Raw genomic sequence first — 24,891 nt, forward strand, 5'->3', positions numbered from 1 at the left:
GCTGTTCTCCCTTGTTATCAGTTACGAAGTCTTGCCGCCCAGCCAGCCCGGCAACCGGCTGAGCAGCGAGTCGAGGATCAAGCGAAGCGGGTTGATGCCTTCCGCTTCGCGCGATGAGGTGACGGGCGCACCCGAGAGGCGCGCGTCGATATTGCGTGCAAAATCTGCCGTGAGCCGTCCCGCGAGATCGCGAACAAGCCCGGGGCGTCCGAACTGCGCGAGCGGCCCTTTGATCGTGTAGCCGACGTTGAGGACGACGTCGGCTTCATCGCCAGCTGGCAGAACCTGATAGCGAATTTCGCCTTGCGCACCCGAGCGTCCATCCGCTCCGGAGCCCATGATGCGCCCGGCGCGGTTGGCTTCGTCGCGTGAAAGATGCGCGACGCCGCGGAACGCAGCCGCAATCGGGCCGAGCTTGATCTTGATGCCGCCTACGACGCGTTCCGGAGACGGCGTGCTGTCGATAAATGCGCCGGGCAGACACGCCGCGACGTCTTCGACGCGACCGAGCAGCGCATAGACCGCATCAGCCGAATGCGCGACATGAAAGCGGTGCTCGAATGTGTGGTTCGGTGTGAAATCGGCCGTGACATTCTGCGTCGCCGCGACGCCAGCTGTCGGCGCTTCGGGCCGCATCGACTTCGACGACAAGGCAAAATCCGACGAACTCACATGTGCGCCGACAGGCCCAAGCACGCGCTGTCTTGTCTCGGCGACAACGCCGCCTCGACGGCGCATCTCGATCACCGACTGAATCGCACGCACGATACCGGCATATCCCGTGCAACGGCAAAGATTGCCCGCAAGACCAACGCGGATGCGACGCTCGTCCGCGTCCGGCAGACGGAGCACGAGATCGCGTGCCGTCACCAACATTCCGGGCGTGCAGAAGCCGCACTGCAGCGCGTGCTCGCGATTGAATGCCGCGCGCAAGTCTTTCATGACCTCGTCGTCGTCGAAACCTTCGATCGTCGTGACGTTGGCGCCCGAACACGTCGCGGCGAACGACAGACACGACCGCGCCGGCTCGCCGTCCACCAGCACCGTGCAAGCGCCACAAACGCCATGCTCGCAGCCGAGATGCGTCCCAGTAAGGTTCAGTTCGTCGCGCACGAAATCGGCGAGATGCGTGCGCGGGCTGACTTGCGCGGCCACCGGCTTGGCGTTGACGAACAGCGATACCGGCACGCTCGACGCGGAAAGTGGGCGGAGCGGCGCGTTCATGCGGCCACCCGCAGAGGTGCGCCGCTCGCCTGCAGCAACGCGCGTCGCAGAATTTCGGTGTGGATGTGCTGGTCGACCGGGTCCATGACTCCCGCCCGCGCGAGATGGTCGGCGACAACGTCGCGATTGAAATGGTGGGCGACGTCCACAGCATCGCGCCCGCCGAACAGCACCCGAACATCCTCGAAGATGATCGGTGCTGCGTCGATCGCACCGATGACGGCGCGGCCAGTCCCGGTATTGCGATCGATCAACGCTGCGCCGAGCGCGTGCGCGAATTCGCCGATCTTGCGTGCGTGTTTGACGTAACCGAAACCCGCGCTCGGTGGCGGCAGCGGTATACGCACCGCACTGAGAAGCTCGTCAGCATCGAGCGCGGTGCTAAGCGCGCCAGTGATGAAATCCGCCATACGGACGCTGCGCGTGCCACGCGTCGATGCGATCTCGATCTCTGCGCCAAGCACGGAGAGTGCCGTCACCCAGTCGGCTGCCGGGTCCGCGTGCGCGAGGCTGCCGCCGATCGTGCCGCGATTGCGTACCGCGCGATACGCTATGCCGCCGGCGACACGGCGCAGCACGTCGCTACCGATATCGCTGACACGACCGTCTTCGATATCCGCATGCGTGACGCAAGCGCCGATAACTTGAACGGCGCCTTCGCGCTCGCAACGCTTGAGCTCCGGAATGGCCGAGATATCGATTACGACATCCGGCTCGACAAGGCGCAGATTGAGCATCGGTCCGAGCGATTGCCCGCCCGCGATGATCTTCCGCCTTTCGCCGCGCGTGTCGGCAAGCAGCGCTGCCGCTTCTTTCAAATCACGCGGCCGCGCCAGCGAGAAGTCGACAGCCTTCATGCCGCGCTCCTCTGTCCGGCGTTCGCGCGCGCCGCAAGCACAGCCTCGACGATCCGCCGCGGTGTGACCGGCGACACCAGCATCTCGGCGCCGGTTCCGCGCAGCGCGTCGTTGATCGCATTCGTAATCGCGGCGGGCGGCGCAATCGCTCCGCCTTCGCCGATGCCTTTGACGCCGAATTCCGTGTAGGGCGACGGCGTTTCCATGTGCCCGATACTCGGCATCGGCACTTCGGCAGCGCCCGGCAAAAGATAATCCGCGAATGTCGAGGCGAGCGGCTGGCCGGCGCCGTCATACGGCATCTCTTCGAGTAGCGCGGTGCCGATCCCCTGCGCGAGACCACCGAGAATCTGACCGTCGACGACCATCGGATTCACCAGCGTGCCGCCGTCTTCGACGATCGCGTAATCGAGTATTTCGACCGCGCCGATTTCTTGGTCGACCGCGACGACGACCGCATGCGCCGCATAGCTGAACGTGCCGCTATCGCGCACCGGCTTGTAACCGGCCATCACTTCGAGGCCGCCGCCATGCACGCCGGGCGGCAAATCCTGCGGCCGTCGATACCAAATGCGCGCAATCTCTTTGACCGGGATATCGCCATTCGGCCCGATGACGCGCCCATTCTCCAGCCGCGTATTGGCAAATTCCGTCTGCAGCAGATGCGCACCGATTCCGCGCAGGCGCTCCGACAATTCCTTGCACGCGGTCGCGACAGCGCCGCCACCCATCACCATGACGCGCGAACCCCAGGTGCCGGTCGAGTACGGTGTCATCGCGGTGTCGCCGTGAACGACGCGGGTCGCCGCCGGCGGCACGCCGAGAATTTCGTAGGCAATCTGCGCGAGCGTGGTCTCGAGCCCCTGCCCGTGCGAATGCGCGCCGACACGCAGCTCGAGGCCGCCATCCGGCGTCATCCGCGCGCCGGCCTGTTCGTGGCCCGGCACCATCGGAATGCCCCAGCCCGAATACACCGACGTGCCGTGCGCAGCCTGTTCGCAATAGATCGAAAGGCCGAAACCGATCTTGCGGCCATCGGCTTCGCCGGCTTTCTGCCGCGCGCGCACCGCGTCGATATCGATTGCCGTCAAAGCTTGCCGCAGCGCTTCCGGGTAGTCGCCGCTGTCGAAATGCTTCTTCGTGATGTTGTCGAACGGCATCTGCTCGGGCCGCACGAGATTTTTCATCCGCACGACTTCCGGCGGGAGATTGGCTGCGCGCGCGACGGCGTCCAACGCAAGTTCAAGTGCGAAGCAGACGCCGGTCCGAGCGACGCCGCGGTACGGCAGGATCGGCGGCTTGTTCGAACACACCGACCATGTTCGGCAGCGGTATGATGGAAAGTCGTACGGTCCCGGCAGAATGCTGGCGACCTGCGCGGCTTCGAGGCACGCCGAAAACGGATACGCCGAATACGCGCCGCTATCGACGGTCGCCTCACAATCGACGCCGCGAATAGAGCCATCGCGATCCGCATAGACCGTGATTTCGTAGTGGTGCTCACGGCAATTCGCATTGGCGGAAAGATGCTCGCGGCGATCCTCGATCCAACGCACCGGGTGTCCGCAGCGCATCGCGAGCCAGCCGAGGCACACCTCTTCGGACAGCAGAATTCCTTTGTAGCCGAAGCCGCCGCCGACATCCGGCGAGATGATGCGGATCTGGCCTTCTTCGATGCCGAGGCATTCCGACATGCCGGAGCGCACGATATGCGGCATCTGGCAGGCTGTATGAAGGACCAACTGATCGACGCGATTGTCGAAATGAGCAACGACGCCGCGCCCTTCGATCGGCGCCATGCACTGGCGGCTCGTCGAGATCGTGCGGCTGACCTTGATCGGCGCGTCGAGCGCGGCCGCGATGTTGATGTCGACGAACGTCTCGAGAAAAACGTTATCGCTCCAATGCTCATGCACGAGTGCGCTGCCCGGCTCGCGCGCCTTGAGCATGTCGTAGACGGCCGGGAGCTCTTCGATATCGAGTTCCACTTGCGCCGCAATGTCTTCGGCCTCTGCCCGCGTCGGCGCGATGCACATCGCGATCAGTTCGCCGACCTGCCGCACTTTGTCGGTCGCGAGCGGCGGCTGCTCCGAAACCTTAAAGCCCGGAAGCCCCGAAACAGCGCGGATCGGTTTGACGCTGTCGAGATCTGACGCGATGAAAACAAAATCACGGATCGCATCGGGAATGCGAATATTGCGAATGCGGCCGTGCGCGATCGGGCTGCGCACGAAGGCGATGTCTTGCATGTCCGCCATGCGGATATCCGCGACGAACTGGCTACGCCCGCGCATCAAGCGATCGTCTTCCTTGCGCGGCATCCGCGCTCCGACGCCTTGACGCGAGCGGTCGTCGCTCATGCGGCAGACCTTTGCGAGAGTGCCAAGATGTCCTGCGCGGCCTTGAGCAACGCGCCACCGCTGTGAAACTGATCGAGGATCGAGAAGTGATCTTCGCCGGCGATCGGGATCAGCGGTCCCACCGCGCCGGCCGCCGTGCGCATCGCATGCAATTTGCGCGAGTCGCTGACGAGCGCCGGCAATTCATTGTCGCCGTATGCGATCGTCATCGGCTTGTTGATGACCGGCAGCCGCAGCGGCGAGAGAGCTGTCACTTCCGCCTCGGTGAGCTTGAGCAGATCGTTGAGGTAGGTCTCACGGATAGTTCCGAGTTCGTAGACGCCCGAGATCGCGAGCCCCGCAACCACCGCCGAATGATCGAGCAGCATCGCGGTGAGATGGCCGCCGGCCGACCAGCCGCTCAGCACATACGGTCCAGCGACATCATATTTTGCACCGTTCGCCGCAAGCCAATCCAGCGACTGCCGCAGCTCGTTGACGATTTCCGTCAGCGTCGTTTGCGGCGCGAGTGAGTAACTTGGCATCGCAACCGACCAGCCAACCTTGTTCAAGCCTTCCGCATAGGTCGCAAACACTTCCCGCGAATTGCGTTGCCAGTATCCGCCATGAATGAAGATGAGCGTTGGTCCCGCGTTCTCGGCCGGGTAAAGATCGAACGCCATCCGCGGCTTGTCGCCGTACGGAATGTCGAGCGCCTTGGCATGCGCAGCGCGGTATTTTTCCGACGCAGCGTTACGGCGCTCGATCAGCTCGGCGCTGTTCTTCACCGCGAGATTGTTATTGTACGAGGCGTCGCGCTGCTCTTGCGAGAGCGTTGCCCAAACGTCTTGTGGCCGCGCGCTCATCGCCTTTACGCCGCGACGGCGACGGGGAGGATCGGCGAGTCGGCATCGAAGCGCTTGCCGGCGCGCAGGCAGAAAGCCGGCTGCAGCAGACGCTCCGCGATCACGCGATTGTCTTCGTTGTCGCGCAGCACGAAACGGCCGCGCAGATCGTTGAGCACCGTTACATCTGCCTTGCGGCCGACGATCAATGCACCGTGTGTGTCGGTCTTGCCGATCATCTTGGCGGGCGCAGTCGTCACCATCGGCACAACCTGTTCGAGACTTAGGCCCAGCGCCATCATCGAACTCATCGCTTGCGTGAGGCTGAAGCGCGCCTGACCTTTGAACGGATGGTTCTCGTCGTCGTAGTGTTCTTCCGGCGTGCCGGCAGGAGCGGGCTTCTCCGGCACCGTCGTGTTGTAGCCGTGCATGTCGGCGCCGAGCGTGTGCGGCACCACGCCGGCATCGAGCGCCTTGCGCGCGAGGCGATACGAGAAGTGGCTGCCGTGACCGACGTCGACCTTGAGGCCTTTGTCGAGCGCGCGCTGGATGATGTGATGCACCTCACCCTCGCGGTTGACGAAACCGCCGGGATGCCGCGTGAACGGATGCGCGAGAACGTCACCTTCCTTCAGCAGCGGAATGACGCGCTCGATGATCGTGTCGGCGTCTTCGCCGTTGGCGCCGCTTTCCGGCAAGCCCCACAGCGTTCCGAAATGGACATAAAGTGGAAGTTCGGTCTGGCGTGCGATTTCGGCCGCCATCTCCATCACGCGAATGCCCCAGCGTGCGAAGCCGCCGATCTCGGCGTGGCCTTTGATGCCGCGGATGATGTCCTTATTGGCGTTGGCTGAGCGCACCGTCGCGTCGATGTCGACGCCGTCCGGGCTGTAGAGATTCGGATAGAAATGCCCTTCGAGGCCGCCGACCAGATAGGCCGAGAGAAACGCGAGACAGTCGGTCTCCGACTGCTCGACGATGAATTTGCGGAAGCCCGGCAGCGTCATGCACGACGGCCCGCCCTGATCGATCACGGTCGTCACACCGGAGCGGACGCCGACCATGTCGGGGTCGAGACCGAAGCGGCCGGTGACGTATTGATAAATATGGCCGTGCGTATCGATGAGACCCGGCAGGACGATTTGCCCGGCGGCGCTCGTGACCTTCGCGGCGGCGCTCGGCAAAATCGTCTCGGCAACAGCCGCGATCTTGCCGTCGCTGATCGCGACGTCGCGGATGCCGTCGATGCCCGAGGCAGGACAAATCACACGGCTGCCCTGAATCAGCAGATCGTATTTTTTCTCCATATCGGTCTCCTTCGAGCTGCTCTAAACAAAAGCGAAGCATACTTCGCATTTGGAGGCAACCAGAAGCTGTGCTAATTTGATGTGCAACGCGATGCAAATTGAATGCAACGCGGGAAGCCGATGACCGGTCAGGAAATTTCAATGGTTGAGGGCGAGAGACCCGAGACGAAGGCTGTTGATGCGGTGGATGGCAATGTGCCGGACTGGCCGCTCGGCGAGCGGCCGGGATTCTTAGTCCGCCGCCTTCACCAGATCCACGTCAGCCTGTTCGCCGAACTCTGCGCGGACGCGAAGATCACGCCGCTGCAGTTCAGCTTGCTCTCGGCCCTCTCCGATTGTCTTGTCGCCGATCAATCGACTCTCGCTTCGATGATCGCGCTTGACCGCACGACGACGACCGGCGCTCTGAAACGCCTCGAAGCACGCGGACTCGTCCGCCGCGCAAACTCGCCGACCGATCGGCGCGCTCAGCTCTGCCAACTGACCACCGAGGGCGAACGGCTGTTGCGCGCAATGGAAGATGCAGCACGCCGCGCGCATGCCGAAACCATCTCGCCGCTGAGCGCAAAGGAACAGGAGCAGTTCGTGTCGTTCCTCAAGCGCATCGTCGCGGCCCACGACAGCCGGCTGTGATGGCGAGCGACCTACCAGCGACAGAGGATTGGCGCGACGCGTGCGACGCCGACGCGCTGGCTGACGCGATCAAGACCGTGCAAGTCGCCGGCACAGAGTTGCTCCTCATCCGCAACGGCAACGATATCGTCGCGTGCGAACGCGCGTGTCCACACGAATTCGCCGACCTATCGTACGGTCACGTCGCCGAAGGCCGCATCCATTGCCCACACCACCGCGCGTCGTTCGACCTCGCAGACGGCACGGTCTCGCAGGGCTGGAGCTGCCGTGACTTACGGCTCTTTCCCGCACGCGTGGCCGACGGGAAAGTTTGGGTCGATGCGTCAGATATTGCCACGTCTCGATAGCGCGTCAGCGCTCTTATCGCGATCAGCTGGCTTGTCGACGGGCTGCAGCAACTCATAAGCCTTGTCCAAAGCACGGCCGAGCAATGCCTCAACGCGATCGAGTTTTCCGGATCGCGCGATGCCTCGCAGAACCTCAATTTCGACAATCACACGGCGAGTCGTCTCTTCGCGAGAAGCCATCGGGACTCCAGGTTCCTCAGGCGAGCTCGAACTTGCTAATCCGGTCACAGCACACTCTCGTGGATCGATGCGTACAAGCATCGGGAGCGGCAGAGAATAACTGCTGTAAACTGGTTGTGGCAAATCGATCCAAAAGGCAATTATGATTGCGCCATGCACACTTTCTACGTGCTGAAGTTCTCCGCGCGTCGGTAAGATCACGCTCGTTGCACAATGCAACAATGCTATAATGAGAGTATTGCTGCATGAGGCGCGGATGTCGGCGTGGTGACGACATAAGCAAAGCAAGACGCGAATTTCGGATTCGCTGTCCGCAAAAAATAAACCGTCAAATCGCCAGCAGGCGTTTCCGCTGATGGAACGCAGCGTTCGTCCCAGGAGGACGGGAAGGGACCGGTCTATGGAATTGCGAGACGGGCTTGGCTACCACGTGTTCGATTTTTGCAATCAGTTAGCTGGTCTGGTGACCCCGGCCGAAATCGTCGATCTGTTCCACAAAGAGATTGCAAAGATCAGGTTCGACTTTTCCATCGTGACAGGCGTCCCAGCCGACAATCAACGCTTCGAACAAATGGTGTTGCTCCAACGATTGCCCGCCGGATGGTTTGAGACATATACGCGCGGAAACTTTGCGAGCGCGGATCCAGTACTACGACGCTGTCGAACATCTACATCGATGTTTAATTGGACTGAAGCAGGTTACGATCCTCACGCAGAACCGAAAGCACGAAAGGTGATGCAGCAAGCCATCGACTTTGGCCTAGCATCCGGCTTCTCACTGCCTATCCATCGCGCAGATGGAAATCGGTTTTGCTTCTCAATCTCTGGAGCAAGGATCGAAATGTCCGAACGCTTCCGCCCTGCCCTTCATCTAATGATGATGTACACCTGCGAACATCTTCTCCGGTTATCCGACAAGCCACCCGACAGTGCCAATCCATTGACGCAAAGGGAACGTGAAGTGTTGCGTTGGTCAGGCAGCGGAAAGTCCGCTTCTGAAACCGCAGAACTCATGAAGATCACCGAGCGGACTGTGAACGCGCATGCCGGGGCGGCCATAACAAAACTCGGCGCGAACAATAGGACGCAAGCCGTTGTGCGTGCGATGCAGTTCCGATTCATCGACCTCTGAGTATTGTCACTTCTGACAATATGTCGAAATGTGATTCGTCAAACACTTTCATGCTCCTACCGTAAGGTAAGGAGCAAACATGAGCGTTGTGCACGTAATCACCCACGAAAACCGACACCTCTACGACGAGGAAATGGAGCAACACTTTCGACTCCGTCACAAAATTTTTGTCGAGGAGAGGGGATGGCGTGAATTAGCTCGCGATGACGGTCGCGAGATTGATGCCTACGACGATGGGCATAGTGAGTATTTGCTGGCAATCGATAACGGGCGCGTGGTTGGCGGCATGCGATTTCGATCCACGCTGAGGTCAAACATGCTCGGCGATATTTTCTCCGAGCTCGTGGATAGCGACATTCCTTGCGCTCGGGATGTCTTGGAATGCTCCCGATATTTTGTCATTCGAGACCGTCGAGCTGGGCGAGTGGATTTACGACTCCTCGCCGCCGCTCAAGCTTATTGCCTCGAGGAAAAAATCTCGGAGATGACGGCCGTTGTCGAAACGTGGTGGCTTGCGCGATGGCATCACGTTGGCTTTCGCGTGTGCCCACTCGGCGCACCTAAAATGATCGCAAACCAGCCAACGATCGCGGTCTCTATTGAGGTCCGACCCGAAACACTGCACTTCGTCTTGCGTCAAGCGAGATTGAGAGGCACCCCACTTGTCCGGCAAGGACTTGCTGCGTTCAACGCAAAGACAGCAGCGTAAATCTCTCCAGAGCGCGCGGTAGCCTCGCTCGAATATGCTTGACCGCCCGTCTATACTAATCGAGCAGTCATGGCCTGCGCGTCGTGCCGCCAGGGGCTCGGATTTTGAAGCTCGAGTTGCGCGCATTCGAGAAGATAGACGACGTGCCGCAACTCGTGATGCTGCTGAGCAGCATCGATCAACTCCGCCAAAGATATCGAGAATTTCTTAAGATCGATGACGTTGACCATTGAGGATGGCTCTCCATTCTTGCGTGTGCGAATTCCGCTATTCTTCAGAGTCTCGCCCAGAGACCGTCGAGTGTAGGGTTGCGCAGCAGGGTCGCAATTGGTGAAAATGACAATTGACGGTGTCGACAACGCCAACACTTGGACGAGTGGATGAATTTTGTGGTTTTCGGCGGCAGCGGCTTTGTCGGCACCAACATTGCCGAGCGCCTGCTCGCCGATGGCCATAATGTCGTTCTTTTCGACCGCTCGCCGCTCCCGCAGGCTGCTGCACGAGCGCTGGCAGTGTATGGTGACAGGCTCGCGACGATCGTCGGTGACGTGACGGACCGCGTCGCCGTGCGCAGCGTCGTCACGCACGGCGTCGACATCGTCGTACTCGGCGCAGCGATCACTGCGGGACCCGAGCGCGAGAAGCGCGATGCTGAGACAATCCTGCAGGTCAATCTCGTTTCGCACGCGGCGATCCTCGAAGCCGCGCGCGAGGCCAGTGTCCGACGCGTCATCAACTTAAGCTCCGCCGCAGCGTACGGCGCGGCGGGCGAGCGCGGCGTGGAGCTCACCGAAGACACGCCGTGCGAGCCGAAAGGGCTTTACGCGATCACCAAATGGAGCAGCGAGCGGGTCGGCGAGCGCCTCGCCTCGCTGTGGGGCCTAGACTACGTCAGCCTGCGGCTGAGCGGCGTGTTCGGCCCGTGGGAATACGCCACCGGCGTCCGCGACACGTTGAGCGCGCAGGCGCAAATCCTCGCCGCGGCAGAAGCCGGTACGCCCGCCACACTCGCGCGCGCCGGCTTGCGCGATTGGATCTACGCCCCGGACGTCGCCGACGCGGTCGTGATCGTTTCGGCAGCCAAAGCGTTGCGGCATAGCGTTTACAACGTCTCCACCGGCGCACCGTTCGCGGTGCTCGAATGGGGCGAGAAGCTTGCAGAACTTGTCCCGGGCCTCGAGTGTCGACTGGCGCACCCGGGCGAAGCGCCAACCATAGACCTCCACAGCGCGGTGGACAGAGCGCCGCTTTCCGTCGCACGCTTGGCCGACGAGTTCGGCTGGCGGGCGCGGACGCGCGGCACGGAAAGTGCTACGCAGTTGTGGAAATGGTGGCAGAAGACAAAACAATGAGCCTCGATGGCCGCGTCGCCATCATCACGGGCGGCGCATCCGGCATCGGCGCGGCGAGCGCGTTGCTGTTGGCGAGCGAAGGCGCCGCCGTCGTCATCGCGGATCGCGATGAGGCAGGTGCGCGCGAACTCCTATCCGCGATCGAGCATGAAGGCGGAACCGGGTTGCACCTCACCGGTGATGTCGGCGATATAAAGTTTGCTGAAGCGGTGGTTGCCGATGCCTGCGAGAAATTTGATCGCGTCGATATTCTGGTAACGGCGGCCGGCTTCTCCTGCGGCGGCACCGTGACGACGACGCAGCCGGACGATTGGAACGCCGTCTTCAGCGCCAATGTCGGCGGCACGTGGCTGTTCGCACGTGCGGTCGTGCCCGTAATGCAGAAGCAAAAGCGCGGTTCGATCGTGACTTTCGGCTCGCAGCTCGCGCTCGCGGGCGGTCGCGGCAACAGCGCTTACATCGCGGCAAAAGGCGCGATCCTCAGTCTCACGCGGACAATGGCGCTCGACTACGCGGCTGACGGCATTCGCGTGAACGCGATCGCACCGGGCGCGATCGATACGCCGATGCTGCGGCGAAGTTTCGCGCGTCACGCCGATCCGGAACCTGTGCGCGAGGCATCGCGTCAGCGGCATGCGCTGAAACGCTTCGGCGACCCCGATGAGATCGCGCAAGCTGTGCTGTATCTCGCGAGTGACCGCTCGTCCTTCTCGACCGGCACGACGCTCGTCGTCGATGGCGGATGGCTCGCCGCATGATGGATGGCTTGGGCGTCAACGGTCTCGCGGCACTCGAAGCGCAGGTGCGCGACGAGATCGCGCGCACGCAGCATCCGAACATGGCGTGGCTCAAACCCGCGGCCGCGCCGGATGGCTCCGAAGCGGTGGATGTTCTGATCGTCGGCGCCGGCCAGTCCGGACTCGCCATTGCGTTCGGGCTGATGCGATCGCAGGTGAGCCGCATCCTCCTCGTCGATAAGGCCAAACGCGGCCGCGAAGGCCCGTGGCGCACCTACGCGCGCATGCACACGCTGCGTAGTCCGAAAAGCTATACGGGCCCCGATCTCGATCTACCCGCCCTCACCTATCAATCGTGGCATGAAGCGCGCTTCGGCAAGGACGATTGGGAAAAGCTCGGCCTGATCCCGACCGGCCATTGGGCCGATTATCTCGACTGGTTCCGAGATGTTCTCGGCATCAACGTGCGCAGCAAGACCGAGGTCGTCGATATCGCGCCCGCCGGCGATCTTCTCGCCGCGACTGTGCACGGCGAAGGCGGCGAGGCAATTCTCTACGCGCGCAAGATCGTGCTGGCGACCGGCCAGGAAAGCCTCGGCGATTGGATCACAGCGCCGCTCGTCGGCGATCTGCCGCAGAAGTATCGCGCGCATTGCGCCGAGCCGATCGATTTTGCGGCGCTGCGCGGCAAGCGTGTCGCCGTCATCGGCGCCGGCGCTTCCGCGTTCGACAATGCGGCCGCCGCGCTGGAAGCAGGCGCGGACGAAGTGTACCTCCTCTGTCGCCGCGCACAGCCGCAAGTCATTCAGCCGTATCGCTGGCTGACATTCCGCGGCTTCTTGCGTCACCTCTCCGATCTCGACGATGCGTGGCGCTGGCGCTTCATGCGCAAGATCCTCGATCTGCGCGAAGGCTTTCCGCAACCGACATTCGACCGCTGCGCCATTCACGAGAACTTCCACCTGCATGTCGGCGCACCAATCACCGCCGCTCGCGAAAGCGGCTCGAGCGTGATCCTCACGACACCGCAGAGCGAGATTGAAGTGGATTTCGTCATCTCGGCAATCGGGATCGACATCGATCCGGCACAACGCCCAGAACTCAAGCGTTTTGCGCACAACATCGCGTCATGGGCCGATCGCTACACGCCGCCCGCGCACGAGCGTGACGACCGCCTCGGCCGCTTCCCTTACCTCGGTGACGATTTCGCGCTCGCGCCGAAGGTCGAAGCCGAAACGCAGTGGATCAAGAACATTCACCTGTTCTCGATCGCCGCGACGATGAGCTTCGGGCCGTCCGGCTCTTCGATCAACGCGATGACGACGGCCGTGCCCAAACTCGTCTCCGGCGTGACGCGATCGCTGTTTTCGGCCGATCTCGACCGCCATTGGGCTGAACTCGAGGCTTACGACGTTCCACAGGCTGTCATCCGGCCACCGCCGAAGCCGTAACGTCGTGGTTGCGGTGGCCCACCAATTGCATACGATTGGGGCGTCGAATGTATAACAAGATGGGAACCGCCATGACGATTCTTCGAGCCGCCGCACTGGGCGCTGTTCTCGCATTTTCGGCCGCCGCACCGGCTCTCGCTCAGACGCGCGCTGAAACGCTGCGTCACGTCACCGGCGCCGCGATCAACACGCTCGATCCGACGATGCCGGGTTCGACGCGCGAAGCGTTCGGCCTCAGCCTCCTCACCTACGATCGCCTCGTCTCGATGGGCCGCAAGCAGCTGAACGGCAAATGGGTGTTCGATCTCGACGCCATCAAGCCTGAGCTCGCGGAGCGCTACGAGGTCAGCCCTGACGGATTGAAGATCACGTTCTATCTGCGCAAGGACGCAAAATTCCATGACGGCACACCGGTCACGACCGACGACGTGAAGTGGTCGCTCGATCGCGCCGTCACGGCGAACTCGCTCGCGAAAGCGCAACTGCTCACCGGCTCGCTGACGAGCGCCGATCAATTCAAGGTCATCGATGCGCACACGCTCGAAGTGACCCTGCCGAAGCCCGACAAGCTCGCGCTGCCGAATCTCGCGACCGTCTACCCGATCATCTTCAATTCGAAAGCCGCGAAGGCGAAAGCGACGGCGGAAGATCCGTGGGCACAGGCGTGGCTGAAGGAGAATACGGCCGGCTCGGGCGCTTACACGATCGAGAGCTTCAAGCCCGGCGAGACCACGATCGTCCGCCGCAACGAAGCCTGGAATCGCGGCTCGGCGGAGAAGCCCGCTTGGTTCAAGCGCATCATCACGCAGACGGTTCCGGAAGCGGCGACACGCGCCAATCTCGTCGAGCGCGGCGACGCCGATATCGTCATCGACCTGCAGGCGAATGATGCGGCCGAACTCGAGAAGAAGGGCAAGCTGAAGGTTATCTCGACGCCGCAATACAACGCGATCACTTTCATCTCCTTCAACAACACGATCGCGCCGTTCGACAAAGTCGAAGTGCGCCGCGCCATCGCGATGGCGCTGCCCTATGACGACATGTTCAAGGCCGCATTGTTCGGACGCGGCGCGCCGCTTTTCGGCGCGACATGGGCGGACGGCAAAGCGCCGACCGGCGAGACGTTTCCGATCCCGCAGCCGCTGAAGGTCAATCTCGACGATGCGAAGAAATTGCTTGCGTCGGCGGGTTTCCCCGATGGTTTCTCGACGACCTTCAGCTTCAACGTCGGCCAAGCCGGCACCGCGGAGCCGATGGCCGCACTGCTGAAGGAGTCGCTCGCCAAGATCGGCATCAAGGTCGACATTCAGAAACTGCCGGATGCGCAGATGTCGACGCTGATCAACGAGAAGAAGCTGCCGTTCTTCACTGAAGGTATCGTCGCGTGGCTGCCGTCGATGGATTATTTCTATCGAAACTTCTACATCGGCACGATCCGCTGGAATTACTCATCGCTCAACGATCCGCAGATCACCGAATGGGCGCAGGCCGCGCGCTTCGAGCAGGACAAGGCGAAATACGCGGCTTACGGCAAGGATCTCAACACGCGTCATTTCGAGTTGATGCCGCAGGTGCCGCTCTGGCAACCGTCGCAGGATGCCGTGATGGCGACGACTCTTGATGGCTACGTCTATCAGTTCCACCGCCAGATCGATTTCCGCGATTTGAGCCGGAAGTAACAGCGTGAACGCCATCGTCGGCACAGCAAAACGGGCGTTGCGGCGATTTGCATCGTCGTTGCCCGCGTTGTTCGGCGTCGTCGTTTTCACGTTCCTGCTGATGCGCGTGCTGCCCGGCGATCCCGCCGTCTTCTTCGCCTCCGGTCCCAATGCCGGAGAAGAAGAGATCGCGATGATCCGCAAGGAGATGGGCCTCGATAAACCGATCGCCGAGCAGCTCGTCCGCTATCTCGGCGATATTGGCAGCGGCAATCTCGGCCGCTCGCTGACGACCGGGCAGCCGGTGCTTGCCGACCTCAAGTCGCGGCTCCCGGCTTCGCTCGAACTCACCTTCACGGCGCTGTTCATCGCGCTCCTGACCGCAGTGCCGCTCGGCGTGACGGCGGCGCTGAGACCGAACTCCGTCGTCGACAACATCGTGCGATTCATCTGTTCGCTCGGCGTCTGCGTACCGACCTTCGTCTCTGGGCTGCTACTCATCTACGCGTTTTATTATCTGCTCGGCTGGGCACCCGACCCGACCGGACGCGTCGACATCTTCAGTTCGACGCCGCCGCAAATCACCGGTTTTCTGCTGATCGATTTTGCGGTCGCGGGCGATTGGGAAGGTTGGCGCGCCGCTGCACGTCAGCTCGTTCTGCCGGCACTGACGATGGCGCTCTTCGTCGTCGCGCCGCTCGCACGCATCACACGCGCCTCGATGCTCGCCGCGCTCGGCAGCGATTTCGTCCGCACCGCACGCTCGCTCGGACTGTCGAAACTGAAAATCGTCGTCATCTACGCGCTGCGCAACGCGCTGCTGCCGGTACTGACGATCGCCGGTATCGTCTTCTCCACCATGCTCGGCGCCAACGTGCTCGTCGAGAAGGTCTTCTCCTGGCCCGGCGTTGCATCTTACGCGCTCGATGCCCTGCTCTCGTCGGACTACGCGCCCGTGCAGGGCTTCGTCCTCTTGATGGCGTCGATCTTCGTCATCGTGAATCTCACTGTCGATGTGCTTTACGGCATCGCCGATCCGCGGGTATCGATCGAATGACATCCGCAACGCTCCGCCATACTGCTTGGGTTCTGCGCGGCAACCCGGTCACCGCCGTCGCGGCGACCGGCGCGCTGATCCTCTGCATCCTCGCCATCATCGGGCCGTCGATCGTCCCATACGACCCGATCGCGTCCGATGTGCCGAAAGCTCTGCTGCCGCCGAGCGCCGCGCATTGGGCCGGCACCGACCAACTCGGCCGCGACGTCTTTAGCCGTCTCATCGTCGCGGCGCGGCTCGATCTCATGATCGCGGCGTCTGCCGTGACTATCTCGTTTGCGCTCGGCGCCGTGATTGGCGCGCTGTGTGGTTATATCGGCGGCCGCGTCGATCGCTACGTAGGTCGCTTCGTCGACGTGTTGATGGCGTTTCCGCTTTTCGTCCTCGCGATGGCGATGGTCGCTGCGCTCGGCAATCGCGTCGAAAACATCGTGCTCGCGACCGCGATCATCAATCTGCCGTTCTATATCCGCTTCGCGCGAGCCGAAGTAAACGTCCGCCGCAACGCCGGCTGGGTCGAGGCCGCACGAGCCTGCGGCGATAGCCATCTCTCGGTCGTGCTGCGCTCATTGCTGCCCAACGTGCTGCCCGCGATGGCCGTGCAAGTGTCGCTCAACCTCGGCTGGGCGATCCTCAACGCGGCCGGCCTCTCCTTCATCGGCCTCGGTGTTAAGCCACCGACGCCCGAATGGGGCATCATGGTCGCCGAAGGCGCCCGCTTCATCTCGACCGGCAAGTGGTGGCTTGTCGTCTTCCCGGGTCTCGCGTTGATGATGACCGTGCTCTGCTTCAACCTGCTGGGCGATGGCCTGCGCGACATTCTCGATCCGCGGATGCGGACCTGATGGCAATGCCTGCCGAACAAACCGCGCCGCATCTGCTCATCGTCGACGATCTACACGTCACCTTCTCGACGCGTGGTGGCCTCGTCGAAGCGGTGCGCGGCGTCAGCCTGTCGCTGGCGCGCGGCGAGACGCTCGGCATTGCGGGCGAAAGTGGATCGGGCAAATCCGTCACGGCGTTTGCGATCACGCGGCTGCTAGACGCCTCCGGCCGCATCACGAAAGGCCGCATTGCGTTCCGCAATCAGGACATCGCCAACGTCTCATCGAAACAGCTGCGCAATCTGCACGGCGCGGAGATTTCGATGATCTTCCAGAACCCGCGTTCGGCGCTCAATCCGATCCGCACGATCGGGCAACAGATCGCGGACGCTATCGCGGCGCATGAGAAGAGTTCGGCGAAAAGCCTCCGCGAGCGCGCGATCGATCTCCTCAAAGCCGTGCTCATCCGCGATCCGGAAAAACGTGTTGACGCCTATCCGCACGAACTTTCCGGCGGCATGTGCCAGCGCACCATGATCGCGATGGCGATCGCATGTGAGCCTGCCTTGCTGATCGCCGACGAACCGACCACCGGCCTTGACGTCACGACGCAGAAGACCGTGATGGACCTCGTTGCGCGCATCATCGCGGATCGCGGCATGTCGATGATCCTCATCACGCACGATCTCGGCCTCGCCTCGCGTTACTGTCAGCGCGTCGCCGTGATGGAGAAAGGCAAGATCGTCGAGGAAGCACCACCGCGCCTTCTCTTCGGCGCGCCGCAGCATCCCTATACGAAGCGCCTCGTTGCGGCTTCGCCGACAGCGACATCCCGCATCGAAGACCTCGCGCCGTCGATGCTGCCGCCGATCGAAGCCAAGCCACGCGCCGAGAAACCGCACGGCACTCCATTGCTCCTCGACGTGCAGCATCTCGTCAAAAGGTTTGACGGCGATGTTCTCGCCGTCAACGATGTGTCGTTCACGATCGCGGCCGGCGAAAGCGTCGGCCTGGTCGGCGAGTCCGGCTCGGGGAAAAGCACGATCTCGCGGATGGTCTGCCGCCTGCTCGACGCGACGGCCGGCGAAGTTGTCTTCGACGGTTACGCGATCGGCTCGCAGCCGGCGCGCGACTTCCACAAATCGGAGTTCCGGAAAGACATTCAGATCGTCTTTCAGGACCCGACCGACAGCCTCAATCCCCGCTACACGGCGTTCGATTGTATCGCGCATCCGCTGCTGCGGCTCGCCGGTTTCAAGTCCGGCAAGGCGCTCAAAGAGCGCGTCGAAGAATGCGCGACGCGCGTCGGCCTGCCGCTCGATCTGCTCACGCGCTTCCCGCATCAACTTTCGGGCGGCCAAAAAGCGCGTGTCGGCATCGCGCGCGCGATTGCCTGCAAGCCACGTCTGCTGATCCTCGACGAGCCAACGGCAGCGCTCGACGTGTCAGTGCAAGCCGTCATTCTGCAGCTGCTCGACCGTCTGCGCCGCGAGGACAATCTCGCGCTGCTTTTCGTCAGTCACGATCTCAACGTCGTGCGCATGTTATGTGACAGAACCGTCGTGTTGCAGAACGGCGTGATCGTCGAGCAAGGCGAGAGCAAGAAACTCTTCAAATCTCCCGAAACGCCTTACGCGCGCGAGCTTCTCAACGCCGTGCTTCACCTCGCCGGATCGCGCGCCGAAGAGGTTCGTTAACGCCGCCAAAAGTTTCGTCTTGCAGAAAGTGGGGTTGCTCGTTAGCCTTTCTTTTTGACGGGACCCGTATATGCGAGGCAATCGTTCCGGCCATATTCGCCTGACTTCTCATCCAGGCGGAGCCAAATTGCGCTTCCCCCTCACGTGGGACGCGCCCACCGCGCGGGAGCGCGGCCCCATCGTCGCAACAGTCAATTCAGGTGCTCACCGCAACGCCATCGGCGCGCACGGCGGGCCTTACGTGTTGTATCGCGCGCTCGCGGTTTCGGCCCGCGCGCTCGACCCGCTGCGCCTGCCGGACCTGCACAACACCGCGCCCGTCGTGCCCATCGGCCCGTTCCCGCAGTGGTCGGAACCTGGCCGCATCGTCGCGCTCGATCCTTGGGGTCATCGCGTTGCCGAGGACTTCGCGGGAGAGATCGCCGAGGGCATCGACATTCGCCCATCGATCGCGGTGACGCGCGCGCGCCTCACGATCCCCGAAATCGCATCCGCGATCAGCCTCGGCCGCCTGCGCGCCGACGGCCACATCGTGCGTGACGGCTGCGAGATCGCGACGACAAAGATCGCGATCGAACCGGTGTGGCACCTGCCCGGCATTGCCAAACGCTTCGACATCAGTGAGCGCGAACTGCGCCGCACGCTGTTCGAGGAAACCTCCGGCATGTACCCGGAACTCGTGACACGGCCCGACATGCCGGTGTTTCTGCCGCCCGCCGGATCAACCACCGTCTACATGTTCGGCGATGTGACAAAGCTCGGGAAGTCTGAGACGCGCATCGCGCTGCGAGTACATGACGAATGCAATGGCTCCGACGTGTTCGGCTCCGATATCTGCACGTGCCGCCCCTATCTCACGCACGGCATCGAAGGCGCCGCCGCGATGGCGCAGCAAGGCGGCGTCGGCATCATCGTCTACAATCGCAAAGAGGGCCGCGCCCTCGGTGAAGTGACGAAGTTCCTCGTCTACAATGCGCGCAAGCGGCAGGAGGGCGGCGACCAAGCTGCGACCTATTTTGCGCGCACCGAATGCGTTGCCGGCGTGCAGGATGCCCGCTTCCAGCAGATGATGCCGGACGTCATCCACTGGCTCGGCATTCGCCGCGTCGATCAGCATTTCTCGATGTCGAACATGAAGCACGACGCGCTGGTCGCTTCCGGTATCGATGTCGTCGAACGCGTGCCGATACCGGACGATCTCATCCCGGCCGACGCCAGGGTCGAGATGGAGGCCAAGAAGGCCGCGGGCTATTTCGCGGCCGATGGCGCGCTCGACGAAGCATCGCTGGCCGGCATTGTCGGCCGCAGTGTCGACGAGAGCTGACGGTCGCACGATGCTCACCTCGCTATCGCCGTCGGAAGCCGAACACTCGGCAGCCCTTTCGCTTCTATCTTCGGCCGCCGTGCGCGAGCGCTCGGCCGAGATGCTCGAGGTCGCGTTGCGCGGAGACCTCGCAGAATTCACGGTCGATCTCGATCGTCTCCCCGCGATCGCCGATGCGGTGGTCGGTACGATCCGCGCGAACTATCCGTCGCTCAAGATTCCCTTCCATGCGCGTTGGCGGCATTTCGTTTTTCAAGGCCGCGATCTCTGGGCGGAATTGCAGCAGCGCGCCACCTTCACGGATAAAACTGCCCGCGCGCGATCGCGTTTCGATCTCGCTATCGTCTCGGTGCTGCTCGACGCCGGAGCCGGCGCAACATGGCGCTACCGCGACCAAGCAACCGGACTGACGATCGGCCGCTCCGAGGGCTTGGCGCTCGCATCTCTGCGGATGTTCGAGCAAGGCCTGTTCTCGAACGACCTATCCGACCCACTGCGCGCCGATGCAGACCGCCTCGCAACGCTCGAACTCGACGAGCTCGCTGACGCCTTTCAGATCGGCGAGAGCAACACGATGACCGGCCTCGATGGTCGCCATCGACTTCTTCAACAACTCGGCACATCGGCACTTGCCAATAGCGCGTCCTTCGCCGGCGCGGACAGCGCTCGGCCCGGCGGCTTGTTCGACGCCATCATCCGCCAGGCGGATCAAAACCGTATCGCCGCGCCGGATATTCTGCGCGAACTCCTCCTCGCGCTCGGCCCGATCTGGCCCGGCCGCCATCAGCTCGCCGGCATATCGCTCGGCGACTGCTGGAAACATGCGACGATCCGCCGTGACGACAGCACCGACGGCCTCATCCCGTTCCACAAGCTCTCGCAGTGGATGGCTTATTCTCTTGTCGAGCCGCTCGAACAAGCCGGCTTCACAGTGACCGACGCCGACGGCCTTACGGGTCTCGCGGAGTACCGCAACGGCGGCCTCTTCATCGATCTCGGCGCCATCGTGCCGCGCGATCCCGCAATCCTCAACGCGCAGCACGCTGCCGACTCGGCGATTGTCGTCGCCTGGCGCGCGCTTACGGTCGCTTTGCTGGACCAGCTCGCGCCGCTCGTGCGCGAACGGCTTGGCGTCAGCGCAGAACAATTCCCGCTGGCATGTTTATTGGAAGGCGGCACCTGGGCAACCGGGCGCGCGGTCGCGGCATCGCGCCGCGCCGACGGCGGCCCACAGCTCGCAATCCAAGCCGACGGCACCGTATTCTGATTTCGGAGACTACAATGGACGGCGTCCAAATCGTCGATCACCCGCTGGTGCAGCACAAGCTGACGCTGATGCGCGACAAGACGCGCTCGACCAAAGGCTTTCGCCAGCTGATGAACGAAGTCGGCATGCTGCTCTGCTATGAGCTGACGCGCGACCTCGAACTCGAGGAAATCGAGATCGAAACGCCGCTGACGAAAACGCGCGCCAATGTTATCGCTGGAAAGAAACTGGTCTTCGCGCCGATCCTGCGCGCCGGCGTCGGCTTTCTCGACGGCATGCTCAACCTCGTTCCGTCGGCGCGCATCGCGCATATCGGCATCTACCGCGATCATGTCACGCTCGACGCCGTCGAGTATTTCCTCAAATGTCCGGAGGACATTGCGGACCGTATCGTCATCGTGATCGACCCGATGCTGGCGACCGGCAACACGGCCGTTGCTGCGATCGATCGCTTGAAGGAGCGCGGCGCAACGAAGCTGCGTTATGTCTGCCTGCTCGCCGCGCCGGAAGGCATCGAGCGGCTGCGCGGCGCGCACCCGGACGTTCCGATTTGGACCGCTTCAATCGACGATCATCTCGACGAAGCCGGTTACATCTGGCCGGGTCTCGGCGATGCGGGCGACCGCATGTTCGGCACGCGCTAAAGTGGATACCGGTTCGCGTCAAGAAAATGCGACCACCGAAAATTATAGGACGCCGCGCGCTTCCAGCCGCGAAATCAGGAATTCGACATCCGCGACAGTCTCCTTCGAGAGCTTTATCGCCGGCTTGCGCTGCGCATCGGATGCGATCGCGCCACGCCGCTTGAGGATGTACTTGCGCACGGCAAGCCCGAGCCCCGGCTGCTGTTCATAGCGCAGCAGCGGCAGATGCCGGTCGAAGAGATCATGCGCGCCGGCGCGGTCGCCCGCCTTGATGCGCTTGACGACCTCCACCAGCATTTCGGGATAGGCGTAGCCGGTGTTCGCGCCGTCGGCTCCGCGCTCGACTTCGTGCGTGAGAAACACGCCGCCGTTGCCGCACAGAATGCTGACATGCCGCAGTCCCTCGCGCATAAAGCCGCGCAGCGTGGTGATCTTCTCGAGGCCGGGCCAGTCTTCGTGCTTGAGCAAAGCACATGACGGGTTCTGCTCGATGATGCGGCGGATCACGCCCGGCGACATCACGACGCCGGTCGAGAGCGGATAATCTTGGATCGCGAACGGCACGTCCGAACCGATCGCCTCGACCGCATTCGCGTAATAGCTGACGATCTGATCGTCCGTCTTGGCCGTCGACGGCGGCGCGATCATCACGCCGCCTGCCCCCGCATCCATGACATCCTTGGTCAGTGCCGCCATGGCGGCAAACCCCGGCGCCGAGACGCCGACCACCACAGGCAACCCAGCCCGCTGAACCACCTGCCGCGTGATGGCGAGCGATTCCGCATGGGTGAGCTTCGGGGCCTCCCCCATCATGCCCAAAACCGTGATCCCGGTGACGCCGCAGCCGAGATAGAAATCGACCATCCGGTCTATCGACGCCGTATCGATTGCCCCATCGTCGTGAAAAGGCGTTGCCGCAATGACATAGACGCCGCTAGCATTCGGTTCGAGCATGCGTTGCATAAGAGTTCCGCTTGATTGGGCCGGTTGTATGGATTGCTATAGGCTCCACGAACGCTGCGCAACTTCAGGAGTACCCGCGTGAGCCGCATTCTTCGCGTCGCCGCCGCCCAGTCCGGCCCCATCCAAAAAGCAGAGTCCCGGGAGGCGGTCGTCAAGCGGCTCTGCGCGCTGCTCGACCAGGCGCATGCCGACAAGGTGAACTTCGTCGTCTTCACGGAACTCGCCCTGACGACGTTTTTCCCGCGCTGGTACATGACCGAACAAAGTGAAGTCGATCAGTGGTTCGAGCGCGAAATGCCGAATGCCGCGACGCGCCCACTGTTCGAGCGCGCCGCGAAATACAAGATCGGCTTTTATCTCGGATACGCAGAACTCACCGAAGACGGCCACCACTTCAACACCGCGATCATGGTGGATCGTGACGGCAAGATCGTCGGAAAATATCGCAAGGTGCATCTGCCCGGCCATTCCGAATTCGATCCAGAGCGCGCCTTCCAACATCTCGAGAAGCGCTACTTCGAACCCGGCGATCTCGGCTTCCCGGTCTGGCGCACGATGGACGGCATCTTCGGCATGGCGATCTGCAACGATCGCCGCTGGCCGGAGACGTATCGCGTGATGGGCTTGCAGGGCGTCGAACTTGTCGCCCTCGGATACAATACGCCATCCGTGAACTCGCAGAAGCCCGAGGAAGGCCCCGAGAAACGCCTCTTCCATCACAATCTCTCGGTTCAGGCCGGCGCTTACCAGAACGCGACCTTCGTCATCGCGACTGCGAAATGCGGCGATGAAGACGGCCACCCGCTGTTCGGCGGCAGCTGCATCGCCAACCCGGACGGCGACATCATCGCGACCGCAAATACCGAGGACGATGAACTTGTCGCTGCGACGATCGATCTCGACGATACGAAGTTCAACAAGGAAACGATCTTCGATTTCAAACGGCATCGCCGCATCGAACACTACGGGCGCATCACGGCGCAGACCGGCGTGACGCTGCCGGAATAAGAACACTCAGGGGGAACGAATGAGCGAGGGCCTTTCCTTCGACTCGGCCGCGATGGACATGCGCGACCGCTACAAACTGCTGATCGGCCTCGTCATCCCGCGGCCGATCGCGCTCGTCACGACGCTGAGCCCGAACGGCGTCGTCAACGCGGCGCCGTTCTCGTTTTTCAACATCTTCTCGGAAGAGCCGCCGCTCTGCATTCTTGGGTTACAGTCGAAACCCGGCGGCAAGCTGAAAGACACCTCGGCCTACATCCGCGACGAAGGCTCGTTCGTCGTCAACCTCGTCGACGAAAGCATCGTCAAACAGATGAACCAATGCGCTGTCGATTTTCCACCCGATGTGAGCGAGATCGATGTCGCGGGCTTCACGCTGGCGAAAAGCGAGAAGATCAAAGTTCCATACATTGCCGAAGCGCCGGCCGCGCTCGAATGCCGCCATTACATGACGATCGAGATCAATCCTCAGCGGCGTCTCGCGCTCGGCGAGATCCTGCACATCCACACACGCGAAGGCATCGTCGATCCGAAGACGCTGCGTGTCGATATCGAGAAATATCGCCCGGTCGCCCGTCTCTACGGCAACTTCTACGCTTCACTCGGCGAGCCGTTCACGCACGTCCGCCAGAGTTACGAAGAGTGGCTGAGCGATCAGAAAACGAAAGCAACCGCTTAGCGCGCGACCTGCAACGTGCCGAGAGCCATCGTCACGGCGGCTTGCGTCGGGTCGATGACCGGAATGCCGAGCGCTTCTTCGAGCGGCTTGCGATGCCGCGCCATTCCGGCGCAGCCCATCACGATCGCGCCTGCCCCGTCCTGCTCTTTGAGCGCACGCCCGACCTCGATCATTTTCGGCAACGTGCCGTCGCTCGCGGACTCCGCGACCGAGAGTTCGAGCGGCCGCTCGCCGGCGAGCCGATCAGTCAGTCCCATCTGGCGCAAGTAACGAATATGACGCGCGATTGATCGCTGCTTGATCGCGATAACGCCGAAGCGCTCCGCGCGTGATAGCGCCGTCAACACCCCGCACTCCGCGATGCCGAAGACGGGGCGCGATGTTCCCTCGCGACACACATGCAACCCGGGATCGCTGTAGCACGCGATGACGAAGGCGCCCGACGCATTGTCCGCCTCCACGATGCGCCGCAGCGGGATGGCGACGCCGTCGACATGCTCCTGCGTCTCGATGCCGATCGGCCCTTCTTTCAGCGTAGTGCAAACAATCTCGGGTCCGCCCGGAAAACGGAGCGCTGCGACCGCATCGTCGATGCCGCGTGTCACGGTTTCGTTTGAGTTCGGGTTGATGACGTGAATGCGAGGGGCGCTCATGCGATTA

The 24,891-nt window shown here is 62.5% G+C and carries 25 protein-coding genes; 16 read left to right on the forward strand and 9 right to left on the reverse strand.

Going from position 1 to position 24,891, the window contains the following annotated elements; translation table 11 throughout:
* Positions 1-21: 21 nt before the first annotated feature.
* From GJW30_RS19925 to GJW30_RS19945, 5 genes are read right to left on the reverse strand one after another with little or no spacing between them, the layout of a single operon-like run.
* Positions 22-1,224, reverse strand: coding sequence for a xanthine dehydrogenase family Fe-S subunit (locus tag GJW30_RS19925; RefSeq protein WP_096358137.1), 1,203 nt, complete (start codon positions 1,222-1,224; stop codon positions 22-24).
* Positions 1,221-2,081, reverse strand: a complete 861-nt coding sequence (locus tag GJW30_RS19930; protein ID WP_096358138.1) for an FAD binding domain-containing protein — start codon at positions 2,079-2,081, stop codon at positions 1,221-1,223. Before GJW30_RS19930 ends, GJW30_RS19925 begins: the two co-directional genes overlap by 4 nt.
* A complete protein-coding gene (locus GJW30_RS19935; RefSeq protein WP_096358139.1) occupies positions 2,078-4,441 on the reverse strand; it encodes a xanthine dehydrogenase family protein molybdopterin-binding subunit in 2,364 nt (787 codons plus the stop codon). The genes GJW30_RS19930 and GJW30_RS19935 overlap by 4 nt, the downstream gene beginning before the upstream one ends.
* Complete coding sequence (locus GJW30_RS19940; protein ID WP_096358140.1) at positions 4,438-5,286, reverse strand: alpha/beta hydrolase; 849 nt, start codon at positions 5,284-5,286, stop codon at positions 4,438-4,440. The genes GJW30_RS19935 and GJW30_RS19940 overlap by 4 nt, the downstream gene beginning before the upstream one ends.
* Positions 5,287-5,291: 5 nt before the next feature.
* Complete coding sequence (locus GJW30_RS19945; protein WP_096358141.1) at positions 5,292-6,572, reverse strand: amidohydrolase/deacetylase family metallohydrolase; 1,281 nt, start codon at positions 6,570-6,572, stop codon at positions 5,292-5,294.
* Positions 6,573-6,713: 141 nt separating this feature from the next.
* On the opposite strand from GJW30_RS19945, the gene GJW30_RS19950 reads away from it, so the two are divergent.
* Together GJW30_RS19950 and GJW30_RS19955 are read left to right on the forward strand one after the other, a co-directional pair.
* Positions 6,714-7,205, forward strand: coding sequence for a MarR family winged helix-turn-helix transcriptional regulator (locus tag GJW30_RS19950; protein ID WP_172887603.1), 492 nt, complete (start codon positions 6,714-6,716; stop codon positions 7,203-7,205).
* Positions 7,205-7,552, forward strand: a complete 348-nt coding sequence (locus GJW30_RS19955) for a Rieske (2Fe-2S) protein (protein ID WP_096358142.1) — start codon at positions 7,205-7,207, stop codon at positions 7,550-7,552. Before GJW30_RS19950 ends, GJW30_RS19955 begins: the two co-directional genes overlap by 1 nt.
* Here GJW30_RS19955 and GJW30_RS19960 read toward each other — a convergent pair.
* Positions 7,529-7,732 (reverse strand): hypothetical protein, encoded by a 204-nt coding sequence (locus tag GJW30_RS19960; RefSeq protein ID WP_096358143.1) that lies wholly within the window; start codon positions 7,730-7,732, stop codon positions 7,529-7,531. The genes GJW30_RS19955 and GJW30_RS19960 overlap by 24 nt on opposite strands.
* A 400-nt stretch (positions 7,733-8,132) precedes the next feature.
* On the opposite strand from GJW30_RS19960, the gene GJW30_RS19965 reads away from it, so the two are divergent.
* Both GJW30_RS19965 and GJW30_RS19970 read left to right on the forward strand, forming a co-directional pair.
* On the forward strand, positions 8,133-8,864 hold the full coding sequence (locus GJW30_RS19965; RefSeq protein WP_165391589.1) for a LuxR family transcriptional regulator: 732 nt from the start codon (positions 8,133-8,135) through the stop codon (positions 8,862-8,864).
* Between the two features lie 79 nt (positions 8,865-8,943).
* Positions 8,944-9,573, forward strand: coding sequence for an acyl-homoserine-lactone synthase (locus GJW30_RS19970; RefSeq protein ID WP_096358145.1), 630 nt, complete (start codon positions 8,944-8,946; stop codon positions 9,571-9,573).
* A gap of 50 nt (positions 9,574-9,623) precedes the next feature.
* On the opposite strand, the gene GJW30_RS19975 is transcribed toward GJW30_RS19970, so the two are convergent.
* Entirely contained in the window at positions 9,624-9,803 is a 180-nt protein-coding gene (locus tag GJW30_RS19975; protein ID WP_096358146.1) for a hypothetical protein, read from the reverse strand.
* Positions 9,804-9,953: 150 nt separating this feature from the next.
* Between GJW30_RS19975 and GJW30_RS19980 the strand changes: the two genes are divergently transcribed.
* The 10 genes from GJW30_RS19980 (at position 9,954) to upp (ending at position 21,584) form a co-directional block, all read left to right on the forward strand.
* On the forward strand, positions 9,954-10,925 hold the full coding sequence (locus GJW30_RS19980; protein ID WP_096358147.1) for an NAD-dependent epimerase/dehydratase family protein: 972 nt from the start codon (positions 9,954-9,956) through the stop codon (positions 10,923-10,925).
* A complete protein-coding gene (locus tag GJW30_RS19985; protein ID WP_096358148.1) occupies positions 10,922-11,683 on the forward strand; it encodes an SDR family oxidoreductase in 762 nt (253 codons plus the stop codon). The genes GJW30_RS19980 and GJW30_RS19985 overlap by 4 nt, the downstream gene beginning before the upstream one ends.
* Positions 11,680-13,113, forward strand: a complete 1,434-nt coding sequence (locus GJW30_RS19990; RefSeq protein ID WP_245408569.1) for an FAD/NAD(P)-binding protein — start codon at positions 11,680-11,682, stop codon at positions 13,111-13,113. The genes GJW30_RS19985 and GJW30_RS19990 overlap by 4 nt, the downstream gene beginning before the upstream one ends.
* A gap of 71 nt (positions 13,114-13,184) precedes the next feature.
* Positions 13,185-14,792: an ABC transporter substrate-binding protein gene (locus GJW30_RS19995; protein ID WP_245408570.1), complete on the forward strand. Its 1,608-nt coding sequence runs from the start codon at positions 13,185-13,187 to the stop codon at positions 14,790-14,792.
* A 4-nt stretch (positions 14,793-14,796) separates the two neighbouring features.
* On the forward strand, positions 14,797-15,828 hold the full coding sequence (locus GJW30_RS20000) for an ABC transporter permease (protein WP_096358149.1): 1,032 nt from the start codon (positions 14,797-14,799) through the stop codon (positions 15,826-15,828).
* Complete coding sequence (locus tag GJW30_RS20005; RefSeq protein ID WP_096358150.1) at positions 15,825-16,673, forward strand: ABC transporter permease; 849 nt, start codon at positions 15,825-15,827, stop codon at positions 16,671-16,673. The genes GJW30_RS20000 and GJW30_RS20005 overlap by 4 nt, the downstream gene beginning before the upstream one ends.
* A gap of 5 nt (positions 16,674-16,678) precedes the next feature.
* Positions 16,679-18,349 carry a nickel ABC transporter ATP-binding protein NikE gene (nikE, locus tag GJW30_RS20010; RefSeq protein ID WP_096358954.1) on the forward strand — a complete coding sequence of 557 codons (1,671 nt, stop codon included), beginning with the start codon at positions 16,679-16,681 and terminating at the stop codon, positions 18,347-18,349.
* Between the two features lie 70 nt (positions 18,350-18,419).
* A complete protein-coding gene (locus GJW30_RS20015; RefSeq protein ID WP_096358151.1) occupies positions 18,420-19,673 on the forward strand; it encodes a GTP cyclohydrolase II in 1,254 nt (417 codons plus the stop codon).
* A gap of 10 nt (positions 19,674-19,683) precedes the next feature.
* On the forward strand, positions 19,684-20,940 hold the full coding sequence (locus GJW30_RS20020; protein WP_096358955.1) for a URC4/urg3 family protein: 1,257 nt from the start codon (positions 19,684-19,686) through the stop codon (positions 20,938-20,940).
* 14 nt (positions 20,941-20,954) lie between these two features.
* Positions 20,955-21,584: a uracil phosphoribosyltransferase gene (gene upp / locus GJW30_RS20025; RefSeq protein ID WP_096358152.1), complete on the forward strand. Its 630-nt coding sequence runs from the start codon at positions 20,955-20,957 to the stop codon at positions 21,582-21,584.
* Positions 21,585-21,626: 42 nt separating this feature from the next.
* Here the strand turns inward: upp and GJW30_RS20030 are convergent, their stop codons facing one another.
* Positions 21,627-22,538 (reverse strand): dihydrodipicolinate synthase family protein, encoded by a 912-nt coding sequence (locus GJW30_RS20030; protein ID WP_096358956.1) that lies wholly within the window; start codon positions 22,536-22,538, stop codon positions 21,627-21,629.
* Between the two features lie 87 nt (positions 22,539-22,625).
* Between GJW30_RS20030 and GJW30_RS20035 the strand changes: the two genes are divergently transcribed.
* Both GJW30_RS20035 and GJW30_RS20040 read left to right on the forward strand, forming a co-directional pair.
* A complete protein-coding gene (locus GJW30_RS20035; protein WP_096358153.1) occupies positions 22,626-23,555 on the forward strand; it encodes an N-carbamoyl-D-amino-acid hydrolase in 930 nt (309 codons plus the stop codon).
* Between the two features lie 19 nt (positions 23,556-23,574).
* Entirely contained in the window at positions 23,575-24,231 is a 657-nt protein-coding gene (locus GJW30_RS20040; protein WP_096358154.1) for a flavin reductase family protein, read from the forward strand.
* Here the strand turns inward: GJW30_RS20040 and GJW30_RS20045 are convergent.
* Positions 24,228-24,884, reverse strand: coding sequence for an aspartate/glutamate racemase family protein (locus GJW30_RS20045; RefSeq protein WP_096358155.1), 657 nt, complete (start codon positions 24,882-24,884; stop codon positions 24,228-24,230). The two genes, GJW30_RS20040 and GJW30_RS20045, sit on opposite strands and share 4 nt — an antisense overlap.
* Positions 24,885-24,891: the final 7 nt, after the last annotated feature.

Origin of the sequence: Variibacter gotjawalensis (assembly GCF_002355335.1) — a bacterium.
GTDB lineage: Bacteria > Pseudomonadota > Alphaproteobacteria > Rhizobiales > Xanthobacteraceae > Variibacter > Variibacter gotjawalensis.

What these genes read in the sequence shown, in the direction of transcription:
- GJW30_RS19945 (WP_096358141.1), bottom strand. Translation starts at nt 6,572, where the DNA reads ATGGAGAAAAAATACGATCTGCTGATTCAGGGCAGCCGTGTGATTTGT.
- GJW30_RS19975 (WP_096358146.1), bottom strand. Translation starts at nt 9,803, where the DNA reads ATGGTCAACGTCATCGATCTTAAGAAATTCTCGATATCTTTGGCGGAG.
- GJW30_RS19980 (WP_096358147.1), top strand. Translation starts at nt 9,954, where the DNA reads ATGAATTTTGTGGTTTTCGGCGGCAGCGGCTTTGTCGGCACCAACATT.
- GJW30_RS20020 (WP_096358955.1), top strand. Translation starts at nt 19,684, where the DNA reads ATGCTCACCTCGCTATCGCCGTCGGAAGCCGAACACTCGGCAGCCCTT.
- GJW30_RS19940 (WP_096358140.1), bottom strand. Translation starts at nt 5,286, where the DNA reads ATGAGCGCGCGGCCACAAGACGTTTGGGCAACGCTCTCGCAAGAGCAG.
- GJW30_RS19935 (WP_096358139.1), bottom strand. Translation starts at nt 4,441, where the DNA reads ATGAGCGACGACCGCTCGCGTCAAGGCGTCGGAGCGCGGATGCCGCGC.
- GJW30_RS19965 (WP_165391589.1), top strand. Translation starts at nt 8,133, where the DNA reads ATGGAATTGCGAGACGGGCTTGGCTACCACGTGTTCGATTTTTGCAAT.
- GJW30_RS19960 (WP_096358143.1), bottom strand. Translation starts at nt 7,732, where the DNA reads ATGGCTTCTCGCGAAGAGACGACTCGCCGTGTGATTGTCGAAATTGAG.
- GJW30_RS19930 (WP_096358138.1), bottom strand. Translation starts at nt 2,081, where the DNA reads ATGAAGGCTGTCGACTTCTCGCTGGCGCGGCCGCGTGATTTGAAAGAA.
- GJW30_RS20005 (WP_096358150.1), top strand. Translation starts at nt 15,825, where the DNA reads ATGACATCCGCAACGCTCCGCCATACTGCTTGGGTTCTGCGCGGCAAC.
- GJW30_RS19925 (WP_096358137.1), bottom strand. Translation starts at nt 1,224, where the DNA reads ATGAACGCGCCGCTCCGCCCACTTTCCGCGTCGAGCGTGCCGGTATCG.
- GJW30_RS20015 (WP_096358151.1), top strand. Translation starts at nt 18,420, where the DNA reads ATGCGAGGCAATCGTTCCGGCCATATTCGCCTGACTTCTCATCCAGGC.
- GJW30_RS20030 (WP_096358956.1), bottom strand. Translation starts at nt 22,538, where the DNA reads ATGCTCGAACCGAATGCTAGCGGCGTCTATGTCATTGCGGCAACGCCT.
- GJW30_RS19995 (WP_245408570.1), top strand. Translation starts at nt 13,185, where the DNA reads ATGACGATTCTTCGAGCCGCCGCACTGGGCGCTGTTCTCGCATTTTCG.
- GJW30_RS19985 (WP_096358148.1), top strand. Translation starts at nt 10,922, where the DNA reads ATGAGCCTCGATGGCCGCGTCGCCATCATCACGGGCGGCGCATCCGGC.
- nikE (WP_096358954.1), top strand. Translation starts at nt 16,679, where the DNA reads ATGCCTGCCGAACAAACCGCGCCGCATCTGCTCATCGTCGACGATCTA.
- GJW30_RS19990 (WP_245408569.1), top strand. Translation starts at nt 11,680, where the DNA reads ATGATGGATGGCTTGGGCGTCAACGGTCTCGCGGCACTCGAAGCGCAG.
- GJW30_RS20040 (WP_096358154.1), top strand. Translation starts at nt 23,575, where the DNA reads ATGAGCGAGGGCCTTTCCTTCGACTCGGCCGCGATGGACATGCGCGAC.
- GJW30_RS19955 (WP_096358142.1), top strand. Translation starts at nt 7,205, where the DNA reads ATGGCGAGCGACCTACCAGCGACAGAGGATTGGCGCGACGCGTGCGAC.
- GJW30_RS19970 (WP_096358145.1), top strand. Translation starts at nt 8,944, where the DNA reads ATGAGCGTTGTGCACGTAATCACCCACGAAAACCGACACCTCTACGAC.
- GJW30_RS19950 (WP_172887603.1), top strand. Translation starts at nt 6,714, where the DNA reads ATGGTTGAGGGCGAGAGACCCGAGACGAAGGCTGTTGATGCGGTGGAT.
- upp (WP_096358152.1), top strand. Translation starts at nt 20,955, where the DNA reads ATGGACGGCGTCCAAATCGTCGATCACCCGCTGGTGCAGCACAAGCTG.
- GJW30_RS20045 (WP_096358155.1), bottom strand. Translation starts at nt 24,884, where the DNA reads ATGAGCGCCCCTCGCATTCACGTCATCAACCCGAACTCAAACGAAACC.